General features: G+C 47.2%; 10 protein-coding genes. All 10 read right to left on the reverse strand.

What is annotated here, in order from left to right; genetic code table 11:
• Positions 1 to 9 precede the first annotated feature (9 nt).
• The 10 genes from bamA to bioF all read right to left on the reverse strand — a co-directional run bounded on the left by bamA (position 10) and on the right by bioF (position 21,707).
• On the reverse strand, positions 10 to 11,958 hold the full coding sequence (bamA, locus tag NYE36_RS10630) for a bacillomycin D hybrid PKS/NRPS BamA (protein ID WP_342496852.1): 11,949 nt from the start codon (positions 11,956 to 11,958) through the stop codon (positions 10 to 12).
• 19 nt (positions 11,959 to 11,977) lie between these two features.
• A complete protein-coding gene (bamD, locus tag NYE36_RS10635) occupies positions 11,978 to 13,180 on the reverse strand; it encodes a bacillomycin D biosynthesis malonyl-CoA transacylase BamD (RefSeq protein ID WP_265450945.1) in 1,203 nt (400 codons plus the stop codon).
• A 557-nt stretch (positions 13,181 to 13,737) separates the two neighbouring features.
• Entirely contained in the window at positions 13,738 to 14,523 is a 786-nt protein-coding gene (locus tag NYE36_RS10640; RefSeq protein ID WP_265450946.1) for a 3-hydroxybutyrate dehydrogenase, read from the reverse strand.
• A 12-nt stretch (positions 14,524 to 14,535) separates the two neighbouring features.
• Positions 14,536 to 15,198 carry a CoA transferase subunit B gene (locus NYE36_RS10645; protein WP_007410136.1) on the reverse strand — a complete coding sequence of 221 codons (663 nt, stop codon included), beginning with the start codon at positions 15,196 to 15,198 and terminating at the stop codon, positions 14,536 to 14,538.
• A 17-nt stretch (positions 15,199 to 15,215) separates the two neighbouring features.
• Positions 15,216 to 15,917 carry a CoA transferase subunit A gene (locus NYE36_RS10650; RefSeq protein WP_007410135.1) on the reverse strand — a complete coding sequence of 234 codons (702 nt, stop codon included), beginning with the start codon at positions 15,915 to 15,917 and terminating at the stop codon, positions 15,216 to 15,218.
• Between the two features lie 24 nt (positions 15,918 to 15,941).
• The gene (locus NYE36_RS10655; protein ID WP_020954028.1) at positions 15,942 to 17,378 is read right to left on the reverse strand and encodes a GntP family permease; all 1,437 of its coding nucleotides are present in this window, start codon (positions 17,376 to 17,378) and stop codon (positions 15,942 to 15,944) included.
• 304 nt (positions 17,379 to 17,682) lie between these two features.
• A complete protein-coding gene (locus tag NYE36_RS10660; RefSeq protein ID WP_257726801.1) occupies positions 17,683 to 18,879 on the reverse strand; it encodes a cytochrome P450 in 1,197 nt (398 codons plus the stop codon).
• Between the two features lies 1 nt (position 18,880).
• Complete coding sequence (bioB, locus tag NYE36_RS10665; protein WP_007410132.1) at positions 18,881 to 19,900, reverse strand: biotin synthase BioB; 1,020 nt, start codon at positions 19,898 to 19,900, stop codon at positions 18,881 to 18,883.
• 2 nt (positions 19,901 to 19,902) lie between these two features.
• Complete coding sequence (bioD, locus tag NYE36_RS10670; protein WP_136396413.1) at positions 19,903 to 20,604, reverse strand: dethiobiotin synthase; 702 nt, start codon at positions 20,602 to 20,604, stop codon at positions 19,903 to 19,905.
• A complete protein-coding gene (bioF, locus tag NYE36_RS10675) occupies positions 20,601 to 21,707 on the reverse strand; it encodes an 8-amino-7-oxononanoate synthase (RefSeq protein WP_265450958.1) in 1,107 nt (368 codons plus the stop codon). Before bioF ends, bioD begins: the two co-directional genes overlap by 4 nt.
• Positions 21,708 to 21,749 lie beyond the last annotated feature (42 nt).

A 21,749-nucleotide genomic window follows, 5' to 3' on the forward strand; every position in this document is an offset into this window, starting at 1 on the left:
TGCTTTTCCCTAAAAGTTCAATTGAATAGAATCAAGCGCGTTCTCTTCTTCCTCATTGCTGCCGCTCAATCCGATATGTTCGATTAGAATGCTTGGCTGTTCCAAAATCGCCGATAGGATGTGTAAGTAGTCGTTTGATAAAACCTCGATTCTGCTTTTCTTAAACAGTTTTTTCGAATATTCAAACAGTCCGTGATAGTTGTCGCGGTCCGCCTGAATCGACAAGGTCAAATCGAATTTGGCAACCGGATGATGAAATGGATACGGCTTGAGTTGAAGGGAATCGAAAGTCAATTCAGCATGATCAAGATTTTGCAGCACAAACATCGTATCGAATAAAGGATTGCGGCTTGAATCTTTTGGAAGATGCAGATGCTGAATTAATTCTTCCAACGGATAGTCTTGATTTTTATAGGCGTTCAGCATGTTTTCTTTTACTTCATTTAAGTAGGCATCAAATGTTTTACGGCCCGCCGGGTGATTGCGAATGACTAACGTATTGACGAACATTCCCACGACCGGCTCTACATCCAGATGAGTCCGCCCGGCAGATGGCGTTCCTACGATAATATCTTCTTGTCCGCTGTATTTGGATAAAAGAATCGTATAGGCTGCCAATAAAATCATATACAGTGTTGCTCCTGTGTCTTCTTCCATTTGGCTTAAACGCTGTTTCAAGTGTTCGGGTATAAGAAATTCAAATGATTCGCCTTCGTAATCGCGTATGGCAGGTCGCTCATAATCCGCAGGCATATCCAGTACAGGAATATCACCGTGAAACTGATCCAGCCAATACGCTTCCTGGCTCTTGATGTTCCGTTTCTGAAGGTCCGATTGCTGCCAAACTGCAAAGTCTTTATATTGAATAGAGAGCGGGCCCGGTTCGTTCCCCTCGTAGATTCGGCTTAAATCTTTCATCAGAATATTGACGGACACGCCGTCAGAAATGATATGATGCATATCAACCACAAGCACGTGCCGCGCAGGTTCAATTTCAATCAGTCCGGCCCGCATCAGCGGCGGTTTGGCTAAGTCAAACGTTTTGATGAAATCAAGCACACGGTCTTCCGCTTCTTCTTCGCTTGCTTGAATCCGTTCTATCGTAAAGTCGACGTACTGATGAATACGCTGTGCCGGCTCGCCTTCATATAAATCAAAGCTGGTCCGCAACGCTTCATGACGCGCGATTAATTTTCGGAAAGCGGCGTTTAACCGTTCGGGATCGATCGTCCCTTCCACATTCATGGCACCCGTCATATTGTAAGTCAGCTCGCCGCCTTCTGTGTGACTTAATAAATACATCCGCCTCTGAGCTGAAGAAACCGGATAATATGGCATTTCCTTTGCAGCCGGAATCGGTACATATCGATTTTTGTCCATGTGTAACGCCTTGTCAGCCAATTGTTCAATGGTAGGAAACTTGAATATGTCTTTGAGAGACAGATTCACATCCAGCTCTTTGTGAATTCTGGCGGCTAAGGCAGCCGCTCGGATGGAGTTGCCTCCGAGATCAAAGAAATTATGTTTGATCCCCGCATGGCTTATTCCGAGCACTTCCTTCCATAAATCTGTCAGTTTGGACTCCGTCTCATTACCCGGCGGAACATATTCAGCTGTCTGCTGCAGACTCGATTCTGGTGCAGGCAGTGCCTTACGGTTTATTTTCCCGTTGGACGTTAACGGCATATGCTCCAGATGGACAAAATAGGACGGAACCATGTAGTCCGGAAGCTTCGATGACAATTGTTCCCTAAGCTGCGCAGCCGCTATAGGCTTGTCGCTTACGTAATACGCGCATAATTGTTTTAAGCCGTCTTTTTCTTCTTTCACTGTAACCGCGGCTTTTTGCACCGCTTCCGCATTATGCATCGCTGCTTCAATTTCACCAAGCTCGATTCGGTGTCCCCTGATTTTGACTTGTTCATCAACGCGCCCGATATATACGAGATTTCCGTCCTTCAATCGCTTAGCCAAATCCCCTGATTTGTACATCTTCGCTCCCGGGACATACGGGTTTTCAACAAATTTCTCTGCCGTTAGATCCGGGCGGTTCCAATACCCTCTGGCAACACCCGGTCCGCTGATATATATTTCGCCGATTACTCCGATCGGAACCAGGTTTCTGCTTGCATCGGCCACATAAATATCCGTGTTGGCAGCCGGAGTGCCGATCGGTACAAATTCCCGCTTGTCCCGTTCTGCGTCGAAGTGATAAATCATACATCCGACGACAGCTTCCGTCGGTCCGTATTCATTGAAAATGTCCAGCCGGCCTTTAAACTGCTCGCTGACACTTTTGGCCAGACGGGTGCTTAAATTTTCTCCGCCGACAATCATTTTCCGTATTGCGGTGCCGCCAGCGATATTCATCTCCTTGATGACGTGCAGATGTGCCGGGGTCAATTTGATCATGTCTATTCTCGAGTCCCGTATAATCTCAGAAAGCACAGCGCTTTTGCCTTCGCCGTCAAAGACAATGATGGTATTTCCCGTAACCAGCGGCGTAAATATCGAGGTCACAGTCAGATCGAAAGAGATGGAAGAGTATAATGGAAAGTTGGTTTTCTCACCTCTTACATAAACCTCTTTCGCCCACCAAATATAATCAGCCAGCCCCTGATGCTCTATAAGTACACCTTTTGGATTTCCCGTGGAACCTGACGTATAGATCATGTAGGCCAAATCATGCGCATCGCTGTCCGATTCAAGATTCGAGTGCTCCTCATGGTATGAGTTTTCCTCATCCAAAAGCACAACGTCACCATCATACGGTAATTGATCCAGCAGGCTGCGCTGTGTCAACACAACCTCCGCTCTTGAATCTCTCAGCATATATTGAATCCGATCTTCCGGATATTCAGGATCAATGGGCACGTATGCGCCGCCGGCTTTCAGAACAGCCAAAATTCCGACAATCAGCTCGATCCGATGCGGGCAGATGATGGCAACGAATTGATCCGCTTGTACGCCTTTTGTCCGTAACGTCCGCGCCAATCGGTTCGCCCGTTCATTGAGCTGTCTGTACGTATACCGCTCATTGCCAAAAATAACGGCTTCATGATCGGGACTCTGTTCAGCCTGCATTTCAAACCACCGATATACCGTTTCCTTATGCGGATACGGCGTCTTTGTGCCATTACACTCCGTCAGCAGTTGATGCCGTTCGGTTTCAGACAGCATAGGAACGGAAGACAATGTCATCTCCGGCTGCTCAACAAGGCTGTTTAAAATGGCGGTATAGTGTCTGGTAATCTGTTCAATGGTGTCTTTTGTGAATCGTCCCGGTTTATAATCAAAATGCATCTCTATCTGTTGACCGGCATCTTCGATCGTGAGCATCAAATCATACAAAGAGACTCCTGGATTTCGTTCTTTCACTTTAAATGTACATTTATTGTGCCGGATTTCATGAAATTCAATGTTTTGAAACACAAACATCGTGTTAAACAGAGACTTTCCGGTTGTTTCCCGCTGCACATTTAATTTCTCCACAAGCCGGTCGAATGGATAGTCTTGGTTTTCGAAAGCGTCAAGCGTCTGCCGCTTTACTTCTTCCAGATAATCCGTAAACGTTCTATTGGCGTGCGGCTTCGTCCGGATTCCGATGGTTTGTATGAAAATACCGACGATCTTTTCGATATCCGGATGATTTCTTCCTGATGCAGGCGTGCCTACGACAATGTCTTCTTGTCCTGTATATTTATGAAGCAGCACATTATAGGCGGCCAGAAGCACCGTATAGAGAGTCGTTTCCGTCTTTTGTGCCAAGTCTTGAAGCGAACGGATGACATCCGTCTGTAAGGAGCATGTCACACGCTGTCCCTCAGAAGACCGTTCTGCCGCTATTGAACCGTCTGTCGGCAGGTCGAGAATGGGAATTTCGTCTTGAAATTGTTCCAGCCAATATGTCTCCTGCCGCTTCATGGCATCTTCATTCAGCCGTTGGTTTTGCCATTCTGCGAAATCTTTATATTCAAATTCAATGTCCGGTAATGGTTTCTGATGATATAAAGCCAGCAATTCATTTGTAAGGATGTTGACGGAATAACCGTCCGAAATGATATGATGCATATCGATGAGCAGTTCGGCCTGCTCGTTTTCAATCTTGATCAGCTCCGCACGAACTAACGGAGCTTGGTCCAGGCGGAACGGTTTTACAAACCGGTCTGAATAGGCATCAAATTCATCCCGGCTCATTGTCCGGACATGAACGTTAAAATCAACTTCGTTTTCAAGTTTCTGAACGATATCGCCATCTATAATGTCGAAATACGTGCGAAACGCTTCGTGCCGCTGCATCACTTGTTGAAGAGATGAGATCAGGGCTTGCTCATCGTACTTCCCTGTTATTGATATGTGGCCGAACATATTTTGCGCCAGCTGATCCGGTTCCAGCTGGTGCAGGAAATATACTCTTTGCTGTGCCGGCGATGTCGGGTAATACGCTTTTTTCTCGGCAGCCTTCATCGGGAGGTGCACGACTTTCGTTTCGTTCTGAATGAAACGTGCTAATTCCTTAACAGTCTGGTGATTGAAAAATTGTCCGATGGAAACCTTTTGATGAAATGTCTTCTGAACTTTGGAAAGCATAAGCGTCGCCTGGAGTGAGTTTCCTCCCAAAGCCAGGAAGCGATCTGATCTGCCAACCCGTTCAAGGCCGAAAAGTTCCTCCCAAATCCGCGCCAGCTGCTGCTCCGTTTCATTTACCGGCGCCTCGTAGGCTTCAGTAAAATTTGCCGTATTGCTTCCTATTGAAGAGATCCGCTTCTGGTGTTCGGCGTAAAGTGCTTGTAAAGCATGCTGTTCTTCATCGGAAAACATTATCATGGCGTTAAGAGGGATTGAATCTCCCTCAACCATTTTTTGCAGCAATTTTGTAAAACCCGCTCCCCACTTTTTCATGATTTCCGGACTGATGACGTTCGTATTAAAGTCGAAATCAAGAACATATTCTTGATGCGCGTCAGTTATGTTAAGAAATAAATCGTACAGGGTGCATTTTACCGGGTATGCAACGGGCTCCGCCTCCGCCTTTCCGAAATGCAGTTTTCGAAAAGGCCTGTCTAAATTAAAGATAATACGCATATCCGGCACTTGATCGTGCGGAAGCTCTCTGGCCACCAGTGTCATCGGGACGGCTTGGTGCCGCATTGCAAGATTCACGCTTTCTTTCATACTGCCAAGATAACCGGATAAAGTGCTTTCTGAAGAAGACGTGTTCTTCACCGGAATCATATTGACGCAATTTCCAATCAGATCATGCTGTTTCATATGCGATTGACCTGCTGCGGGGACCCCGATCACAAGGCCTGACTGTTTGGTAAGCCGGTGCAGAAAAAGATGAAATGCACCCAGCATCGTCACAAATACGCTATTTTTCATCTGAATGCTTAAAGACCTTAAAGCCTCGCTCAATGGCCGTCCAAGCCTGACGGTACACCGGTCTCCCTCATACCCGTTCGGATAACGGACAGAAGCTGTGCTTGGCAGAATTGGCTGCTGTATCGGTTCAGAGAAATGACGCCGCCAATAACGGACCCCTTCTTCATACTGGCCGCTGTCAATCTGTGCCTGCTGCCAGTCTAAGTATTGGCGAAACGAAACATCTGCCTCTTTCGTCGAAATCGGTTTTCCTTGTACGATTGCCGCGTAGTTGCTCTCCAGTTCTTGAACAAAAACGGCGATTGACCATCCATCGGCAATGATGTGATGGAACGTGAGCACAATCAGATGTTCATTGTGAGCCGATGTAAGCACATGGATTCTAAACAAAGGCTTTTGTTCATGGAAATGAAACGGCCGCTTGGCATCTTCTGTCAGCCATTTTTGGATTTCCGGCTCCCGATGTTCATGCGGGAGACCGGTAAAATCAATGACAGGTATATCTATATTCATCCGTTCCTGCACTTGCTGCACCTCGTCATCGGGATGAATCACCGTACGTAAAGCTTCATGACGGTCAACGATATGCCGGACGGCTTGTTTTAATGGTGTATGCTGCAGTTCGCCCTTCACTTTCAGCATAATGGACTGGTTTAAAGCGGCGGAAGCTTCATTCCCGTAATGGGATGCCATAACCAACTGCTTTTGTTCAGGTGAAAGCTCGCGCGTCCCGGACTTTTTACGGCCTCCGCCATCAGGGGAATCCGGGCCTTCCGGAATAAATCCGCCTCGGCGAAGATCCTCCACCGTGTCTTTCACCGCTTGAATAATATTTTCGATATCATCCGCGGTATGCGCCGAAGACAAGAAGCAGTTGCGTCCCTCCCATACATAGACCCCTTTATAGTTGAGATGGTAAAAGAACAAGTCATTATCAAGCGATGAGACAAACCGGAATAAAGAACCGAATCGAACCATGCGGATAGGCACTTGCGCTTGTTCGAAGCAGCGATTCAGCTCATCGACCAGGTAGGCTGTTTTTTGATTAAGCTGCTCATACAGATGTTCTCCTTCGGTTTGTAAATGGCGAAGGACGGCTAATGACATCCTCATGGTAAGCGGGTGAGTATTGAAGGTGCCGGCCACAAACGTGCGTTTCGCCTCGTCTTGCGGGTAGGAATCGTCCCCATACTGCCAGGTACCCCCGTCGATCGCATTCATGAACTCAGCTTTTCCGGCAACTACCCCTAACGGCTGTCCGCCGCCGATGATTTTTCCGTAGGTCACTAAATCAGCCTGAATGCCGAACCATTCCTGTGCGCCGCCGAGACCGATCCGAAATCCGGTAATAATTTCATCCATAATCAGAGCTGTTCCGGATTGCTGCGTGATCGCCCGCAATTCTTTCAAAAATGCCCGCGGCTGCAAATCCGGTCTGCGGCTTTGTACCGGTTCTACCAGTACGGCTGCCAATTCATCACCAAGACTGCGGATCACGTCCAGCGAATCGGGATTGTTGTAATGTAAAATAATCAAATCATCCATAAAGCTCTGCGGTATGCCCGGAGCCAGCGGATTCGCAGACGCAGCCCCGCCTTTTGTGCCGGCTACCCCTAATACGCCGTCAAACGTGCCATGATAAGATCCCGAGAACGCCACGACTTTCTTTCTTCCTGTTGCCGCCCGCGCCAAACGCAGGGCAACCATGACGGCCTCTGTTCCGGAATTATAGAAAGCGACCCTTTCCACTCCGGTACATGTGCGGATCCGGTCGGCAACTTCACCGGCGACATCTGACATCGGGCCGAGCGGAGGCAATGATGAACGGGTTGAATCATCGATAACCTGTGTAATAAAGGAAGGATGATGCCCGAACAGGTTAACCCCGAATCCCATGGTGATATCGATATATTCATTTCCGTCAATATCCCACATTTTAGAACCGTCAGAACGTTCGGCGATAATCGGGTATACGATTTCCTTCCAATACGAACGGAAGCTGGACAAATTGCGGTTGTTTGCATGAGCAAATCGGGTGTTGTCCGTATATTGTTTGGAACCTTTCGTTTTATCTGCGTATTTCTTGATGAAGTCTTCTAAGTATTGTTTTTGCCGTGCGGTATAGTGTCCCTGATCATTCAGGTTCTGAGGCTGGAAAGGAACATAGGGTTTCGCTTCTTGAGCCGCTTTCTTTTCTGCATTGACGGTCGGAGGCCCCTGCTTGACAGAAGGAATTGATTTCTCTCGCGCTTTAGCATATTCTTTCTCATCGGAATGATGTCCGCTGTTTCTCAACAAATTAAAGCTATTTAATTGAGCTTGCAAGGTATCCTGAATTAATTGATTCTGAGAAGCGATGATTTTTTCGAGCGTATGCTCTTGATGACCATCTCTGCGATCCGATTCAGGCTGCGCTTCTGAAATGACCTGTTTTTCCTGCGCCGGAACATTCTCTTGAGGCGGAGCGGATGCAAAGGACGATGGAACGGTATCAGCCAAGTAATCTATGACACTTTGAAGGTTGGTCAACGTATCAAAAAAACGATCCATCGGGATATCTACCCCAAATTCGTCCGCGATGGCTTTTTTGACCTGTGACAGCATGATAGAATCCATTCCGAGCCCGATAAAATGAGCATTCAGATCGAGTTCCTCCGCTCTGATCCCTGAAGCGTTGCTGATTACAGTTTTCAGGAAGGATTCAATGTGCGCTTTCGATTGATTGATATTCAATGCTGCTCCTCCTTTCTTTTCGCCCTCGTTTAAGCGCAATTGGTCAGCTTCAGCCCAGCATCGGCTCCGTTCAAACGGATACAGGGGCAATGGCGTCTTTTGTACAGTTTCACCGGAATAAAGCGCGCGCCAATCGATAACGGCTCCTTGCACAAATAATTCGGCTGCGCGATGCAGCCATGTGATCCGTTCATCTTGCGTACGTAAACGCTGCTTAATCAGAGCGGCTGCTTGTTGATTCAGCTCTTCTTTATGGGCAGGCAGCATTTCCTTCATATTCTTGTAACCGATGTATACACCGGGAAGGTTTCTGTCTCCCTGAATCAGGCGGGTCAGCTTATCCGATAATTCTTGCTTACCGGATACAATCATGGCAATGCCATGATCCAAATGAGCCCTGCCCGTACTGGCTGTATAGCAAATGGACTTTAATGAAGCTTGGCTGTCATCCGATACATATTGCCGGTACTGCTGTGCGAGTTCATAGAGTGATTTTTCAGTATGAGCGGATAAAACAAATAGGTGCGGCCCATGTTCATCCTCGGGTGCATACTCACTTTGAGAAATATATTCTTCCAGTACCACATGAGCGTTCGTTCCGCTAAAGCCAAATGAGCTGACTCCGCCTCGCAGCGGCTCATCACCGGATGTGAACGCTGCAGCTTCCTGGTTTACGTAAAATGGTGATGAGTGAAAATGAATGAGCGGATTAGGTTCATTAAAGTGCGCTAACGGCGGATTTTTCTTGTGATTCAGCATGAGGACAGATTTGATCAGCCCGACGATGCCTGCCGCTTCAAACAAATGACCGATGTTCGATTTAACAGAACCAATCGCACAAAATTGTTTTTTTGCCGTATACTTTTCAAACGCTTTACAAAGTCCGTTAAATTCAACCGGATCACCGAGCTTCGTTCCGGTGCCATGCGCTTCGATGAAAGACAGTGTTTCAGGGGCAATGCCCGCGTCTTTCCAAGCCGTCTCAATGACCTCAGTCTGAGCTGCCGGATTCGGTGCTGTAATCCCGGCGGTTGTTCCGTCTTGATTCAGCGCGCTTCCCTTGATTACGCCGTAAATATGGTCTCCGTCGCGAACAGCATCCTGCAAAGGTTTTAGCAGGACTGCGGCCGCGCCTTCACCTGTGCCCGTGCCGTCTGAATCTTTGCTGAACGTTTTGGTGTATCCGTCCGAAGATTCCATATCAAGCCCGATACAGATCGGCAAGATCGATGTTCGGATACCTCCGGCAAGAGCCATTTCACAATCGCCGGATATTAAAGATTTGCATGCCATATGAACGGCGGCAAGCGATGAGGAGCATGCCGTATCCACTGTGACCGCCGGCCCTTTTAAATTTAAGAAATAAGCGATTCGGCTGGCTAGCACGGAAGGGAGATTGCCCACGATATATTGATGAAGTTCCTCCGGATAATTCGCAGAAAGGAGACGTTCATAATCGTAGCCCACCTTCGAGTACCCCGCATATACCCCGACACGGCTCCCGTTCATGCTGCCGCCGGCATAGCCCGCATCTTCAATCGCATGCCATGCAGACTGCAAAAACAGTCTTTGGTTAGGGTCCATAAACTGAGCCGTTTTAGGAGCTAAACCGAAGAACGAATAATCAAAGCGGTCGATTTCATCTAAATAGCCGCCCTTCACAAACTGACTCTCATTGAACTCGCTTTGGATGGACTTTAAATAATCCGCCGCATCTTTCAGCCGGGATTCGGGGTATTCTCGAATGCTGTGCTCACCTTTTTCAAGCAGATTCCAAAAATCACTTTTCGTTGACGCTCCCGGGACATTGAGCGACATTCCGATAATGGCGATATCTTTCGGTGTCACATGGCTTGGTTTCGCTGCCGCGTCCTGTTTGATTTCAGCCCGGCTTTCAGACAGATATGCCGCTAAATCAGTGATAGAAGGATACGTAAAGAGATCTGAAACGGCAAGCTCGCGTCCGAATTTCTGTTCTATGCGCTCGGCAATCTGCGATAACTGTAATGAATTTGCTCCCATATCAAAATAACTGTCAGCGAGGTGAACCTTTTTCCCGTTGAGCACTTCGGAAAAGATAGACAGCAATTCCGTTTCTATCTCATGAATGGGTGTCTGTCCGGATGTTTCCGGGCTGCTCTCCAAACATTCATTGATGGCGGCAGACTCTGTTGAAAAATTCCCTGCCTCATACTGTCTGGCAAGTTCGTAGCGTTTAACCTTTCCGCTGGTTGTTTTAGGGAGTTTTCGGATCGGAAGGACTTCTTTTATGCTCCAGCCGCCCCGCTTGTACAAATGCTTTTTTATCTCTTTGACAAGCGGTGCGAATTTTTCAGGTGATTTTTTGTAAACAACAAAGAGCACGATTTCTCCGCTTTGTGTCTTTTGATCATATACACCGCAGGCGGCAACCCTTCCTAAGTCAACCTCTTCCATTTCAATCGCGACCCGTTCAATATCGTGCGGGTAGATATTTTTTCCGTTCACGAAAATAATGTCCTTTTCTCTTCCGGTTACGACTAAGTTACCACTTTCACTAATGAATCCGAGGTCTCCCGTTTTTACCCAGCCGTCAGAAGTCAGCGCTTTTTCCGTACTCTCTGGGTTGTTATAATACCCTTGCGTCACATTGTCTCCTTTGATCTGGATATGGCCGATGATTCCGTCTTCTACTCTTTCATTTGTTTCATCGGAGATCCGAAGCTGACAATAGTCAATAGGTTGTCCCACCTCGACGAATGAAGCGCAATTTTGGTCCTCTTTGCTGACTTTTACAGCTCTTTCACCAAGATTTAAATAGTCACGATGCAAATAAACGGGAACGAATTCTTTACCTATTTTAGAGAACGCTGCGCCAACCGAAGCTTCCGCTAAACCGTAAACATTCAAAATGGCGGATCTTTTCAGATTGAATGCTGCGCATCTTTTCAAAAATTCGTCACATAGCTCCGGCAATATCGGTTCTGCCCCGTTTGCGATGACCTTGATGTGGGATAAATCCCAGTCTGGTTCGTTTTTCAGAAATTTAAGGAAGTAGTTGTACCCGAAATTAGGAGATGATAGAATACTGGCTTTATGTTCATGAGCTTTTTTCATCCAAAGAATAGGTCTGCGAATAAATAATTCTGTAGGCATTAGATTTTGATTGATTCCGGTTATGAAGGGAACAAGGTGGCAGGCGATGAGCCCCATATCATGCGTTAAAGGCATCCATGATAAGAAGGAGTCTTTCGAATGAATGGCTAGGGCATTCCCAATGGCGCACGTGTTATGTATTAAGTTGTGATGCGTTAACATGACTCCTTTTGGATCTCCTGTGGATCCGGAAGAAAATTGGATAAAGGCGAGTTCATCCGCATCAGGTTCATAAAACGAAGCGGGGTAATCGTAGATTTGATCTTGAATGACGTCAGATTTTTCGTTTAATTGATGATGGAAATCCTGTAAATCGTGTTCTGCAGCGTATTTCTTTATTTTGTCCAATACTTTTTCAGAGGCAATCAGAAAGGGATGATTTAATATATTCCAAATGCGCCAGACCTTCAGCTTATGGTCATCATCTTCTCCGATACTGACCGGAACCGGGATCATTCCTCCTAATATACAAGCCCAAAAAGCAACGACAAATGATTTGTTTTCTTGGATTTGAAATACAATTTCCTGCTTCGGCTTAATGCCGAGATGCTGTAAATAGCCAAGATACCCTTGCGCCTCTTCAAACAATTGGCGATAAGAGACAACCGTCTCGTTTTTATCGGATTCGATAAAACGGATCCCGCGATCAGAGATATTGCTTCTTTCCCGAATGACATCTACTAAGGTTTGGAATTGTCTGGTATACATAGGTCCCCTCCTGGGCGCTTTATTTTAAAATCCGCAATTCTTCCCAAGCCGGAAGCTGTTTAGCTTCACAAATTAATTTGCATAAATGGATCGAATGTTCGAGTTCTTGTTCTGAAAGCACGTCTTCATGCCTTTTCATTCTCTCTTTCAGCTCTTGGATTTGCGTAAATAATGGCGTCGTCATAGTGGAATAAGCCGCTGAATCCTTGTTGTAATTTCGCGCAATGACGGATTGAATCATCAATTTATTCAGTTGTTTTTTGCGTAAATGGACAATATGTTTCTTTCTTTCCGTTGAATTGGAAAGCAAGTGAACATCAGATGTCTGTCCTAAGGGATAAGGTACAATGTGATTCGTTGTTTTTCTCAGCAGACCGGCTAAGACATTGTTCGGACCCATTTCGATGACTTCTGTGACTCCGTGTAAAAGCAAGTAATGCATCGATTCCGTCCATCTTACCGGCATCGTTATGTGCTGCTTAAGATGTTCGCTGATCGAATTTCCGCTGCTGTAAGGGCGCGCGGTGACATTTGAAATGATCGGCCATGCGGCATCCCGGAAGGAATACCGGTGTAATACAGTCTGGAATTGTTCGGAGGCTGATCGTATCATCGAACTGTGAAAAGGCGCACTGACATTCAAATAAGTGTATGCCGCACCCTTTTCCTCCGCCATCTTGATGACACGTTCCACAGCTTGCCGGTGTCCGGAAATCACATGCTGCTGTTCTGAATTCATGCAGGCTACACCTGCCGGAAAGTCTTCCGTCGATACTTTCGAACATATTTCCTGCAACGTTTGGAGAGAGAGCTGTGTCACGGCGGCCATCGTCCCCTGCTGCTGGGGATCCGCATTTTGCATAAGAATTCCCCGCTCCCTTACAAGTGTAACGGCATCCTGAAAAGAAAGGGCGCCGGCACAGACAAGCGCTGAATATTCGCCTAAGCTATGGCCTGCCAGGAAGCGGGGCTTCACCCCTATTTCCTGCATATACACTTGAAAAGCAATCACACTGACCGTTAAAATAGCGGGCTGCGCGTTCATTGTCTTTGTCAATTCATTCATATCTCCGTTAAAACACAGTTTTTTTACATCCAAGGAGATCGCATCGCTCGCTTCTTCAAACAATCTCTTTGCGAGCACAAAATCATTCCAAAATTGTTTGCCCATTCCTACAAATTGAGACCCTTGTCCAGGAAATAAAAAGGCAAGATTGTTCATGAGATTCCTCCGATCATATTGAGCAAAAATACAATATCCTACAAATTATCCCTTTATATAACATCCTAGCATGATTATAACAAATGTGTATAGAATACTTTCGGAGGAGTTATTGTTCGATTTTACAAACGAATTAGATATATTTATTCATAAAATAAAACATGGGGCTTCACCGAAAATCAGTCTTAAAGAGAGATGATGAAAAGCCGGAGTGGAGCCTGTTACCGGCTCTTCTTCACTTAGGTCGCGCTCTTCATGTTTCATATGTTTTAGGGCTATTGGCATTATTGTGTCAGAAATTACATATTTTCTGTTTATTGTAAAAATTCATTTGTATATCTGTGAAGGATTGTAAACTGATGCGCTTGATTATAAATGTGGTGCAAGAGATGGATCTGGATGGGGAAAATCCGCAAAGGCGAAATACGCCGCAGAACATGTGAATGACCCTGCCCGGATACCGATTGACGCAGTAAATCAGCCTATTGAGTGAACAAGGTTTTCAGGCATAAAAAAACAGCCGTTCAGAGCGGCTGTTTTTTTAAAAAGTATAAGAACTATTGAGCGGTATACCCGCCATCCATGACTACGGCCTGACCTGTGACCCCTTTTGCTTTGTCGCTGGCCAAAAATACGGCGTAATCAGCGATTTCTTTCACTGACAGCAGCCGTTGTTGGGGAACGAGCGGAAAGATGACGTCCTCAAGCACCCGTTCGTACGGTACATTCCTTGTTGCGGAAATGTCTTTTAACTGATTGCGGACAAGCTGAGTGTCCACATATCCCGGACAAAGCGCATTGACGGTAATGCCGTCAGCCGCGCCTTCAAGTGCGCCGACTTTCGTTAAACCGATGACGCCGTGCTTGGCGCTGTTATATGCCGCTTTCCCGTGAAAACCGATCAGTCCGTTGACAGACGCCATATTAATGATTCGACCGAATTGCTGTTTTTTCATAATGGGAAATGCATGCTTCATTGCGATAAATGGCGCAGTCAGCATGAGACGAATGAGCCGTTCAAACTGTTCGGTGGGAAATTCCTCGATGGGCGCAACATGCTGAATGCCCGCATTATTCACAAGGATATCGAGACGTCCGAATTGTTTCTCGACCGTCTGCAGCATGTCGGCCACTTGCTTTTCATTTGTTACATCGCATGTGATGCTGACTGCTTCACAGCCTTTATCTTTCAGTCTTGCCGCCGCTTCTTTCCCCGCTTGTTCGTTTATATCAGAGATGATGACGGCTGCTCCTTCACGGGCGAATTCTTTTGCGATTTCAAGCCCGATTCCTCCGGCTGCTCCTGTTACAACGGCTGTTTTTTCAATAAGCAATGAATGCATGACGGCACCTCCTCATTTTGGTCTGACCCCGTTTTTTAACGACTGGCTGACAGTAAAATGACCTTCTGTTTTCTCAAAGACCTCCTCCATTGTTACACCTTCCTGCAGTTCGGTGAGCGTCATACGGCCATCATGAAAATCGAATACAGCCAAATCTGTGATCAGCCGATCGACCACCTGCCTGCCGGTTAAAGGCAGCGTACATTCCGTTCTCACTTTAGATTCCCCATATTTATTAACGTGCTCCATAATGACAATAATCCGTTTTGCTCCGTGGACCAAGTCCATGGCGCCGCCCATTCCTTTGATCATTTTTCCTGGGATCATCCAGTTCGCCAAATCTCCCCGTTCGGACACTTCCATCCCGCCGAGGATCGCTACATCAATGTGGCCGCCGCGAATCATGGCAAAGGATTCGGCACTGTCAAAATACGAGGCTCCCTTTACTTCGGTGATGGTTTCTTTTCCCGCGTTGATCAGATCGGGGTCCTCCGTTCCTTCCGCCGGATAAGGCCCGATCCCGAGCAAGCCGTTTTCAGACTGAAGCAGGACGTTATAATCATTCGGTATCTCATTGGCTACAAGCGTCGGCATCCCTATCCCCAAGTTCACATTCATTCCGTCCTTAATTTCTTTTACAGCCCGTTTGATCATTCGTTTTCTGCTATCTCTCATTCTGTCAGCCTCCTTTATCATGCTTGCCGGACGGTGCGGCGTTCAATCCGTTTTTCATGAATCCCGCCGAGCAGCACGTGCTGCACAAAAATACCCGGCGTATGAATTTGATCCGGATCAAGCTCTCCGGCATCGACAATTTCTTCAGCCTCTGCAATCGTCACTTTGCCTGCCATTGCAGCGAGCGGATTGAAATTTCTCGCCGTCTTTCTGAACATCAGGTTGCCCAGAGGATCGGCTTTCCAGGCCTTTACGATGGCGGCGTTCCCTGTAATCCCTTTCTCCAGAAGATAGGTGCGTCCGTCAAATGTCTTATGTTCTTTTCCCTCGGCTACTGATGTTCCGACGCCCGCAGGTGTGTAAAACGCCGGAATGCCCGCCCCTCCCGCGCGAATTCTTTCTGCGAGCGTTCCTTGGGGCACCAATTCGACTTCCAGCTCCCCGCTTAAAAACTGCCGTTCAAAGGTTTTGTTTTCTCCCACATAGGATGCGACCATTTTTTTGATCTGCCGGTTTGCAAGCAAGAGGCCTAACCCCCAATCATCAACACCGCAGTTATTACTGACAACGGTCAAGTTTTTTACGCCGCTGTCCCTGATCGCGAGAATTAATTGTTCCGGAATGCCGCACAGGCCGAAGCCTCCTGCGATGAGGGTGTCTCCGTCCTTGATCAGTGCAGCAGCATCTTGATAAGAGTCCATCACTTTTCCTTTTCCCATATTCGTTTCCCCTTTCTGTTTTGGCTACACAAGGCCCGTCAGACTGTAAATGGCGATGATGACAAACACAGCGGCTGTTTTAATGACGGTAATGGCAAAGATATCCCTGTAGGATTGGCGGTGGGTCAACCCAGTGACCGCGAGCAGCGTAATGACGGCGCCATTATGCGGAAGAGTGTCCATCCCGCCGGAGGCCATCGAGATCACCCGGTGCATGACCTCCGGCGGGATGTGGAATGTATTGATTGCTTCTGTATACGCTGCTGACATCGTGCTTAAAGCGATGCCCATTCCTCCTGATGCCGATCCTGTAATCCCGGCAAGCGCAGTGGTCGTCACCGCTCCGTTGACGAGCGGATCAGTAAACGTCTGCGATATGCCGCTGCTGACCATTTTAAAGCCGGGAAGCGCCGCAATGATCCCGCCAAATCCGTATTCGGCTCCTGTATTCATCGACGCCAGCAAGGCGCCCCCGATACCCTCATTCAGTCCCTCTTTCAAATTGAAGAGGACTTTTTTCCAATCGAACAAAATCGTTGTCATGATTCCGATGAACAGTGCGAGTTCTACTGACCAGATCGCAGTGACGGAGGAAAGGTCAATCTTCCCGAACGCTTCTAGCCCGAGCGGCGCAAAATCAAATCCGTCAGGGTACCAATGCGGGAGCCACATCGTGAAGCATTTGTTCATGACTCCCACAAGGATAAGCGGAACAAAGGCGAGCACTTGCCGCGCGGGGCTGGGTTGCGGTAAAACAGGCGTATGTGTTTCATTAGCCAGACTTGAGGATTCCTCTGCAGCGGAAACCTCAGATTGAAATCCAGCATAGCCTTCTCCGGCATTGGCCGCTTTTTTGCGCCGGGATTCTAAATAAATCATTCCGGCCGTAAGCACAAATGCTGCACCAATCAGTCCGAGCCAGGGAGCGGCATAAATGTTTGTTTTAAAAAAAGCGGTCGGAATGACATTTTGAATTTGCGGTGTGCCGGGAAGCGCATCCATTGTAAATGTAAAGGCGCCCAATGCAATCGTACCGGGTATCAGACGCTTGGGAATATCAGCTTTAATAAATAGGTTTTTAGCAAACGGATAAATGGCAAACACCGCTACGAAGAGACTGACGCCGCTGTACGTTAAAATCGCACCCATTAAGACGATGGCGAGAATGGCTCTTTTTGCTCCCACAAGTCTGACGATTGTTTTTGCAATCGACTCGGCGAGCCCGGATATTTCAACAACCTTGCCAAAAACGGCCCCTAAAAGAAATACGGGAAAATACAGCTTAATAAATCCTACCATCTTCTCCATAAATATATTCGAGAAGAAAGGAAGTACGAAGCTTGGATCTGTCAGGAGCACAGCAAACAGCGCACAAATCGGGGCGAATAAAATGACTGAAAAGCCCCGGTAAGCCGCAAACATCAGCATGCCTAATGCCAATAAAATAATAACAATGTCCACAAATCCCCCTCTTTTCTGCTCAATATTAGTAAGCGCTTACAAAAAATCGAGAAAATAAAGCAAAAAACATGCCGGTTTTGCACAGTTTCTGAAGCTGAAAAAATGTGCATCATGGTGAATGTTCCGTTTTGGCGAAAGAAAGGGAGACTCTTGCTGTATTAGATTGATTGGCTGAGCAGTGAGTTTTTTTAGGGATAGTGAGATGGATCAGAGAGGATTTTTGCTTTATAAATATGTATTCTTTTTTCTTTCATTTATTTCCTGCAAGAGGAACCGATAAAATCCGGCCCTCCTGCATGGTCATTCAGCCAATGACAACCGGGAGCTCTTTGAGCGACCTAAAACCAATGAGCTTGCGGTATTCAAGGCGGTGTGCAGCCAGCCGAAGCTTAGGCATCCGCTCAAACAGTGTAAGAATTGCAATTTGTGCTTCGATGCGCGCTAATGAGGAGCCTATGCAAAAATGGGCGTTCTTTCCGAATGCAAGATGCGGGTTCGGCTTTCTTTGGATATCCATTTTGTGAGGTTGATCGAATATGCTTGGATCGCGATTGGCTGCCCCTAAAAGGATATATACCTGCTCTCCTTTTTTTATGGTCTTCCCATTTATTTCGCAGTCTTCTGAAGCGGTGCGTGCCGTCAGCTGCGCGGGGCTGTCGTAGCGCAGACATTCCTCAACTGCAGTTTCAATAAGCGAAGGGTTTTCTCTCAGTGCGCTAAGCTGTTCAGGGTGTTTCAATAAAGTAAACACACCGTTGCTTATGAGGTTTACCGTCGTCTCGTGTCCGGCTATGACAAGTAAGATACATGTCGCGAGCACTTCCTCTTTTGAAAGCTGTTCCTCCATAATAAACCTGCTGATCAAGTCTTGCTGAGGGTGCGCTTTCCGCTTGTGAATCAAATCTCTGAAATATGACGTCAGCCTGCCTGCGGTGTCGCTTGCTCTGACTAACGTCTTTCTTGATCGGGTAAGATCAATGGCCTGGATGACGTCTGCCGTCCATTGTCTGAATTGATATCTCTCCTCTTTCGGCACTCCGAGTATCTCCGCAATGATAAGGCTTGCCAATGGAAAGGCAAACTCTGAAACAAGGTCCGCGGTTTTTTTGATTTGGACTTGATCCAACAAGTCATGAACCGTTTCGTTTATACAAGGGCGAAGAGATTCCGCCGTCTTTGCGGTAAATTCTTTACCGATAAGCATCCGCATCCGCTTATGGTCTGATTGATTTTTAAATAACAGCATATCGTGCTGGATATGCGATAGATTTTGATATTTCGTTGAAGCTTCCGGAAGAGGAATGCGGTTTTTAAACCGAATGTCTTTCAGAATCGCTGCCGCTTCTTTATACCCGGTGACATACCAGCCCGGATATTTTAATACGGTTCCTTTATAAACAGGATCAATGGATCGCAGTTTGTCATAAAACGGGTAAGGGTCATTCCAAAAATCCGAATCCGCATGGAGAGACGGATGTGCAATCGATAGGTCCGCCGTCATCTTATACCTCCGTATTGCAGGCGGATTGCAGGCCGGCTTTCATTTCTTCAACGGATTCGACTTCAAAACCTAAATCATGGAGCATTTGATGATCCTCTGTTTCTTGCTGCCCTGCTGTCGTTAAGTAATCTCCGACGAAAATCGAATTTGCGGCGTAAAGTCCCAGCGGCTGCAGCGAACGAAGGTTGACTTCCCGGCCTCCTGAGATACGGATTTCTTTTGACGGATTGATAAAACGGAACAAGGCGAGCACTTTCAGGCAATACACCGGATGTAATTCGCTTACCCCTTCTAACGGAGTTCCGTCAATCGCATGCAGAAAATTAACCGGGATGCTGTCGGCGTCAAGCGCTTTTAAGCTGTTCGCCATATCAATGACGTCCTGTTTCGTCTCTTTCATGCCGACGATGACACCAGAACAAGGTGACATCCCCGATTGTTTCGCCGTTTCCACTGTATTGACCCTGTCGTCATACGTGTGGGAGGTCGTAATGTTTGAGTGATTCCTTTGTGATGTATTGATGTTATGATTGTACCGGTCTACTCCTGCCTGTTTCAGCCGCTCTGCCTGTTCCGGCTTCAGCAGACCGAGGCATGCGCAGATTTTTAAACCGTACGTTTCTTTAATTTCTTTGACAGCATCAACAACTTGATCCACTTCTCTGTTTGACGGTCCCCGGCCGCTGGCGACGATACAGTATGTCCCTATATTCAGGTCGTGGGCGCGTTTTGCCCCTTTAAGCAATATATGCTTATCCACCATCCGGTAAGACTCAATCGGCGCTTTTGATATTGAAGATTGTGAACAGTACCCGCAATTTTCCGGACACAGGCCTGATTTTGCATTCATAATCATATTCAGCTTTACTTTTTTTCCGTAAAATCGTTTTCTAATATGAAAAGCGGCATGCATCAGCAATAAAAGATCCTCATCAGGACAATTTAAAATGGCCAGCGCTTCTTGATTCGTTACTTCCGCCCCGTCCAGCACTCTCTCTGCAAGATCCATCCATTGATTCATGTTTATCTCCCCATTTGTGTCAGATTCATGAAAGAGGAAACATCTATATGTTTCTCAATCATGTGTTGAATGTTTTCCGGTGAAACGTGATCCAGCTTCGGTGTGATTCCCAAAATCGGAACTTTGCATAATGTTTCAATCATGCTCGGGTTTGTCTTTTCGTCCAGCCCCGGCCGGCTCTTTACGCCGTTGATCATAATGCCGAGAACCTCTATCCCCATGTTTTTCGCATATTCAACGGTTAAATATGTGTGGTTGATGGTTCCGAGATCAGGCCTGGCCACAATCACCGCCGGCAATTCCATGGCTTTTATCAGATCACTGACTAAGTAATTTTCACCAAGCGGGACGGAAATGCCGCCTGCCCCCTCAACGATGAAACACTCATGACGATTTTTGATCTTACTCCAGTGGGCCATGACATCCGCCATGCTCACGGATTTCCCCTCAAGCATGGCGGCCGTGTACGGGGCAAGCGGCTCTTTCCATTCAAATGGCGTGATTTCTTCATGAGACAGTGCGGTTTGTGACATGTCTTTCAACAGCGAGGTGTCACTTTCCGGATGAGTCCGAGGCACGCCGCTTAAAAACGGCTTAAACACTCCGATATCCGCCTGTTTCTGCCGGAATGCCGCGGCAAGACCGCAAGAAACGATGGTTTTTCCGACGCCGGTATCTGTTCCTGTGACAAAAAAACTTCTCATTTGTTTATATTCAGCTCTTTTCTAATGGAATCAAATGCTTCTGTCAGCTCGTCTATATCCTGTAAGCTGCGATCCGCCGTAACGGTCAGCCTGATTCTGCTTTCGCCTTCCGGAACGGCGGGCGGGCGGATGGCCGGGGCGCAGATTCCCTTTTTCTCCAGCAGCGCAGCGGCTGAAACCGCTGTTTTTGCATCACCGATGATAACGGGGATAATCGGTGTATCTCCGCCTCTTACGGTAAAGCCCATATCGGCCAGACGCGTTTTTATCATTTTGACAGACGACTGCAGCTCACGGCGCGTATCGTGCATATCTGATATGATGTCAAATGCCGTATGCGAAGCCGCACAAATTGACGGCGGGAGGGCCGTCTGAAAAATAAACGTCCGCGCCTGATTCAGCAAAAAATCAATGAAAATGTTTGATCCCGCGGCAAAACCGCCTTCCGTTCCTACAGCTTTGCTTAATGTGCCGATGACAACATCAGGACAAACACCGAAATAGTCACTGGTTCCCCCGCCGTTTTCCCCGAGTACACCGGTTGCATGCGCGTCATCTGCTATCACAAATGCCTGGTACTGCTTTGCAAGCGCCATTATGCGGTCAAGAGGCGCGATGGTGCCGTCCATGCTGAAGACGCCGTCTGTGACGATGAAGCGGCGGTTCCGAGCCTGGACGGAGGCAAGTTTTTTCTCAAGATCAGCCATATCAATATGGCGGTACACGATGGTTTCCGCTTTTGATAAACGGCAGCCGTCAACAATGCTCGCATGGTTCAGTTGATCGCTTAAAATGACATCGCCTTTTTGAGGCAGTGAGGCAAGCACGCCGATATTCGCCAAGTAACCGCTTGAAAACAATAAAGCCGCTTCCGTCTGTTTAAAATCCGCGATTGTGTGTTCAAGTTTTTCGTGCCACACAGTATTTCCTGTCGTTAACCGTGAGCCGCCGCTTCCCGCTCCGAACCGGCTCAGCGCCGTTTGCGCGGCTGTGATCAGCCGCTCATCTTTTGACAGGCCTAAATAGTCATTGGATGCCCAGGTCTGCCGCTTTTGCCCTTTGGTTTTGAGAGCGGTTCCCTGTGTTCGCAGCGTCCGATACAGCCCGTCTCTTTTCACCGCATCGAGCCTTCCGAGGAGCCATCC

This window comes from Bacillus sp. FSL R5-0593 (genome assembly GCF_038603755.1).
In the GTDB taxonomy this organism is placed as follows: Bacteria; Bacillota; Bacilli; order Bacillales; family Bacillaceae; genus Bacillus; species Bacillus velezensis.

Bases quoted from the DNA above. Each gene is read 5' to 3' on its own strand.
- bamD (WP_265450945.1), bottom strand. From the start codon at position 13,180: ATGAACAATCTTGCCTTTTTATTTCCTGGACAAGGGTCTCAATTTGTA.
- NYE36_RS10645 (WP_007410136.1), bottom strand. From the start codon at position 15,198: ATGAGAGATAGCAGAAAACGAATGATCAAACGGGCTGTAAAAGAAATT.
- NYE36_RS10650 (WP_007410135.1), bottom strand. From the start codon at position 15,917: ATGGGAAAAGGAAAAGTGATGGACTCTTATCAAGATGCTGCTGCACTG.
- bioD (WP_136396413.1), bottom strand. From the start codon at position 20,604: ATGAGAAGTTTTTTTGTCACAGGAACAGATACCGGCGTCGGAAAAACC.
- NYE36_RS10660 (WP_257726801.1), bottom strand. From the start codon at position 18,879: ATGACGGCGGACCTATCGATTGCACATCCGTCTCTCCATGCGGATTCG.
- bamA (WP_342496852.1), bottom strand. From the start codon at position 11,958: ATGTATACCAGACAATTCCAAACCTTAGTAGATGTCATTCGGGAAAGA.
- NYE36_RS10640 (WP_265450946.1), bottom strand. From the start codon at position 14,523: ATGCATTCATTGCTTATTGAAAAAACAGCCGTTGTAACAGGAGCAGCC.
- bioB (WP_007410132.1), bottom strand. From the start codon at position 19,900: ATGAATCAATGGATGGATCTTGCAGAGAGAGTGCTGGACGGGGCGGAA.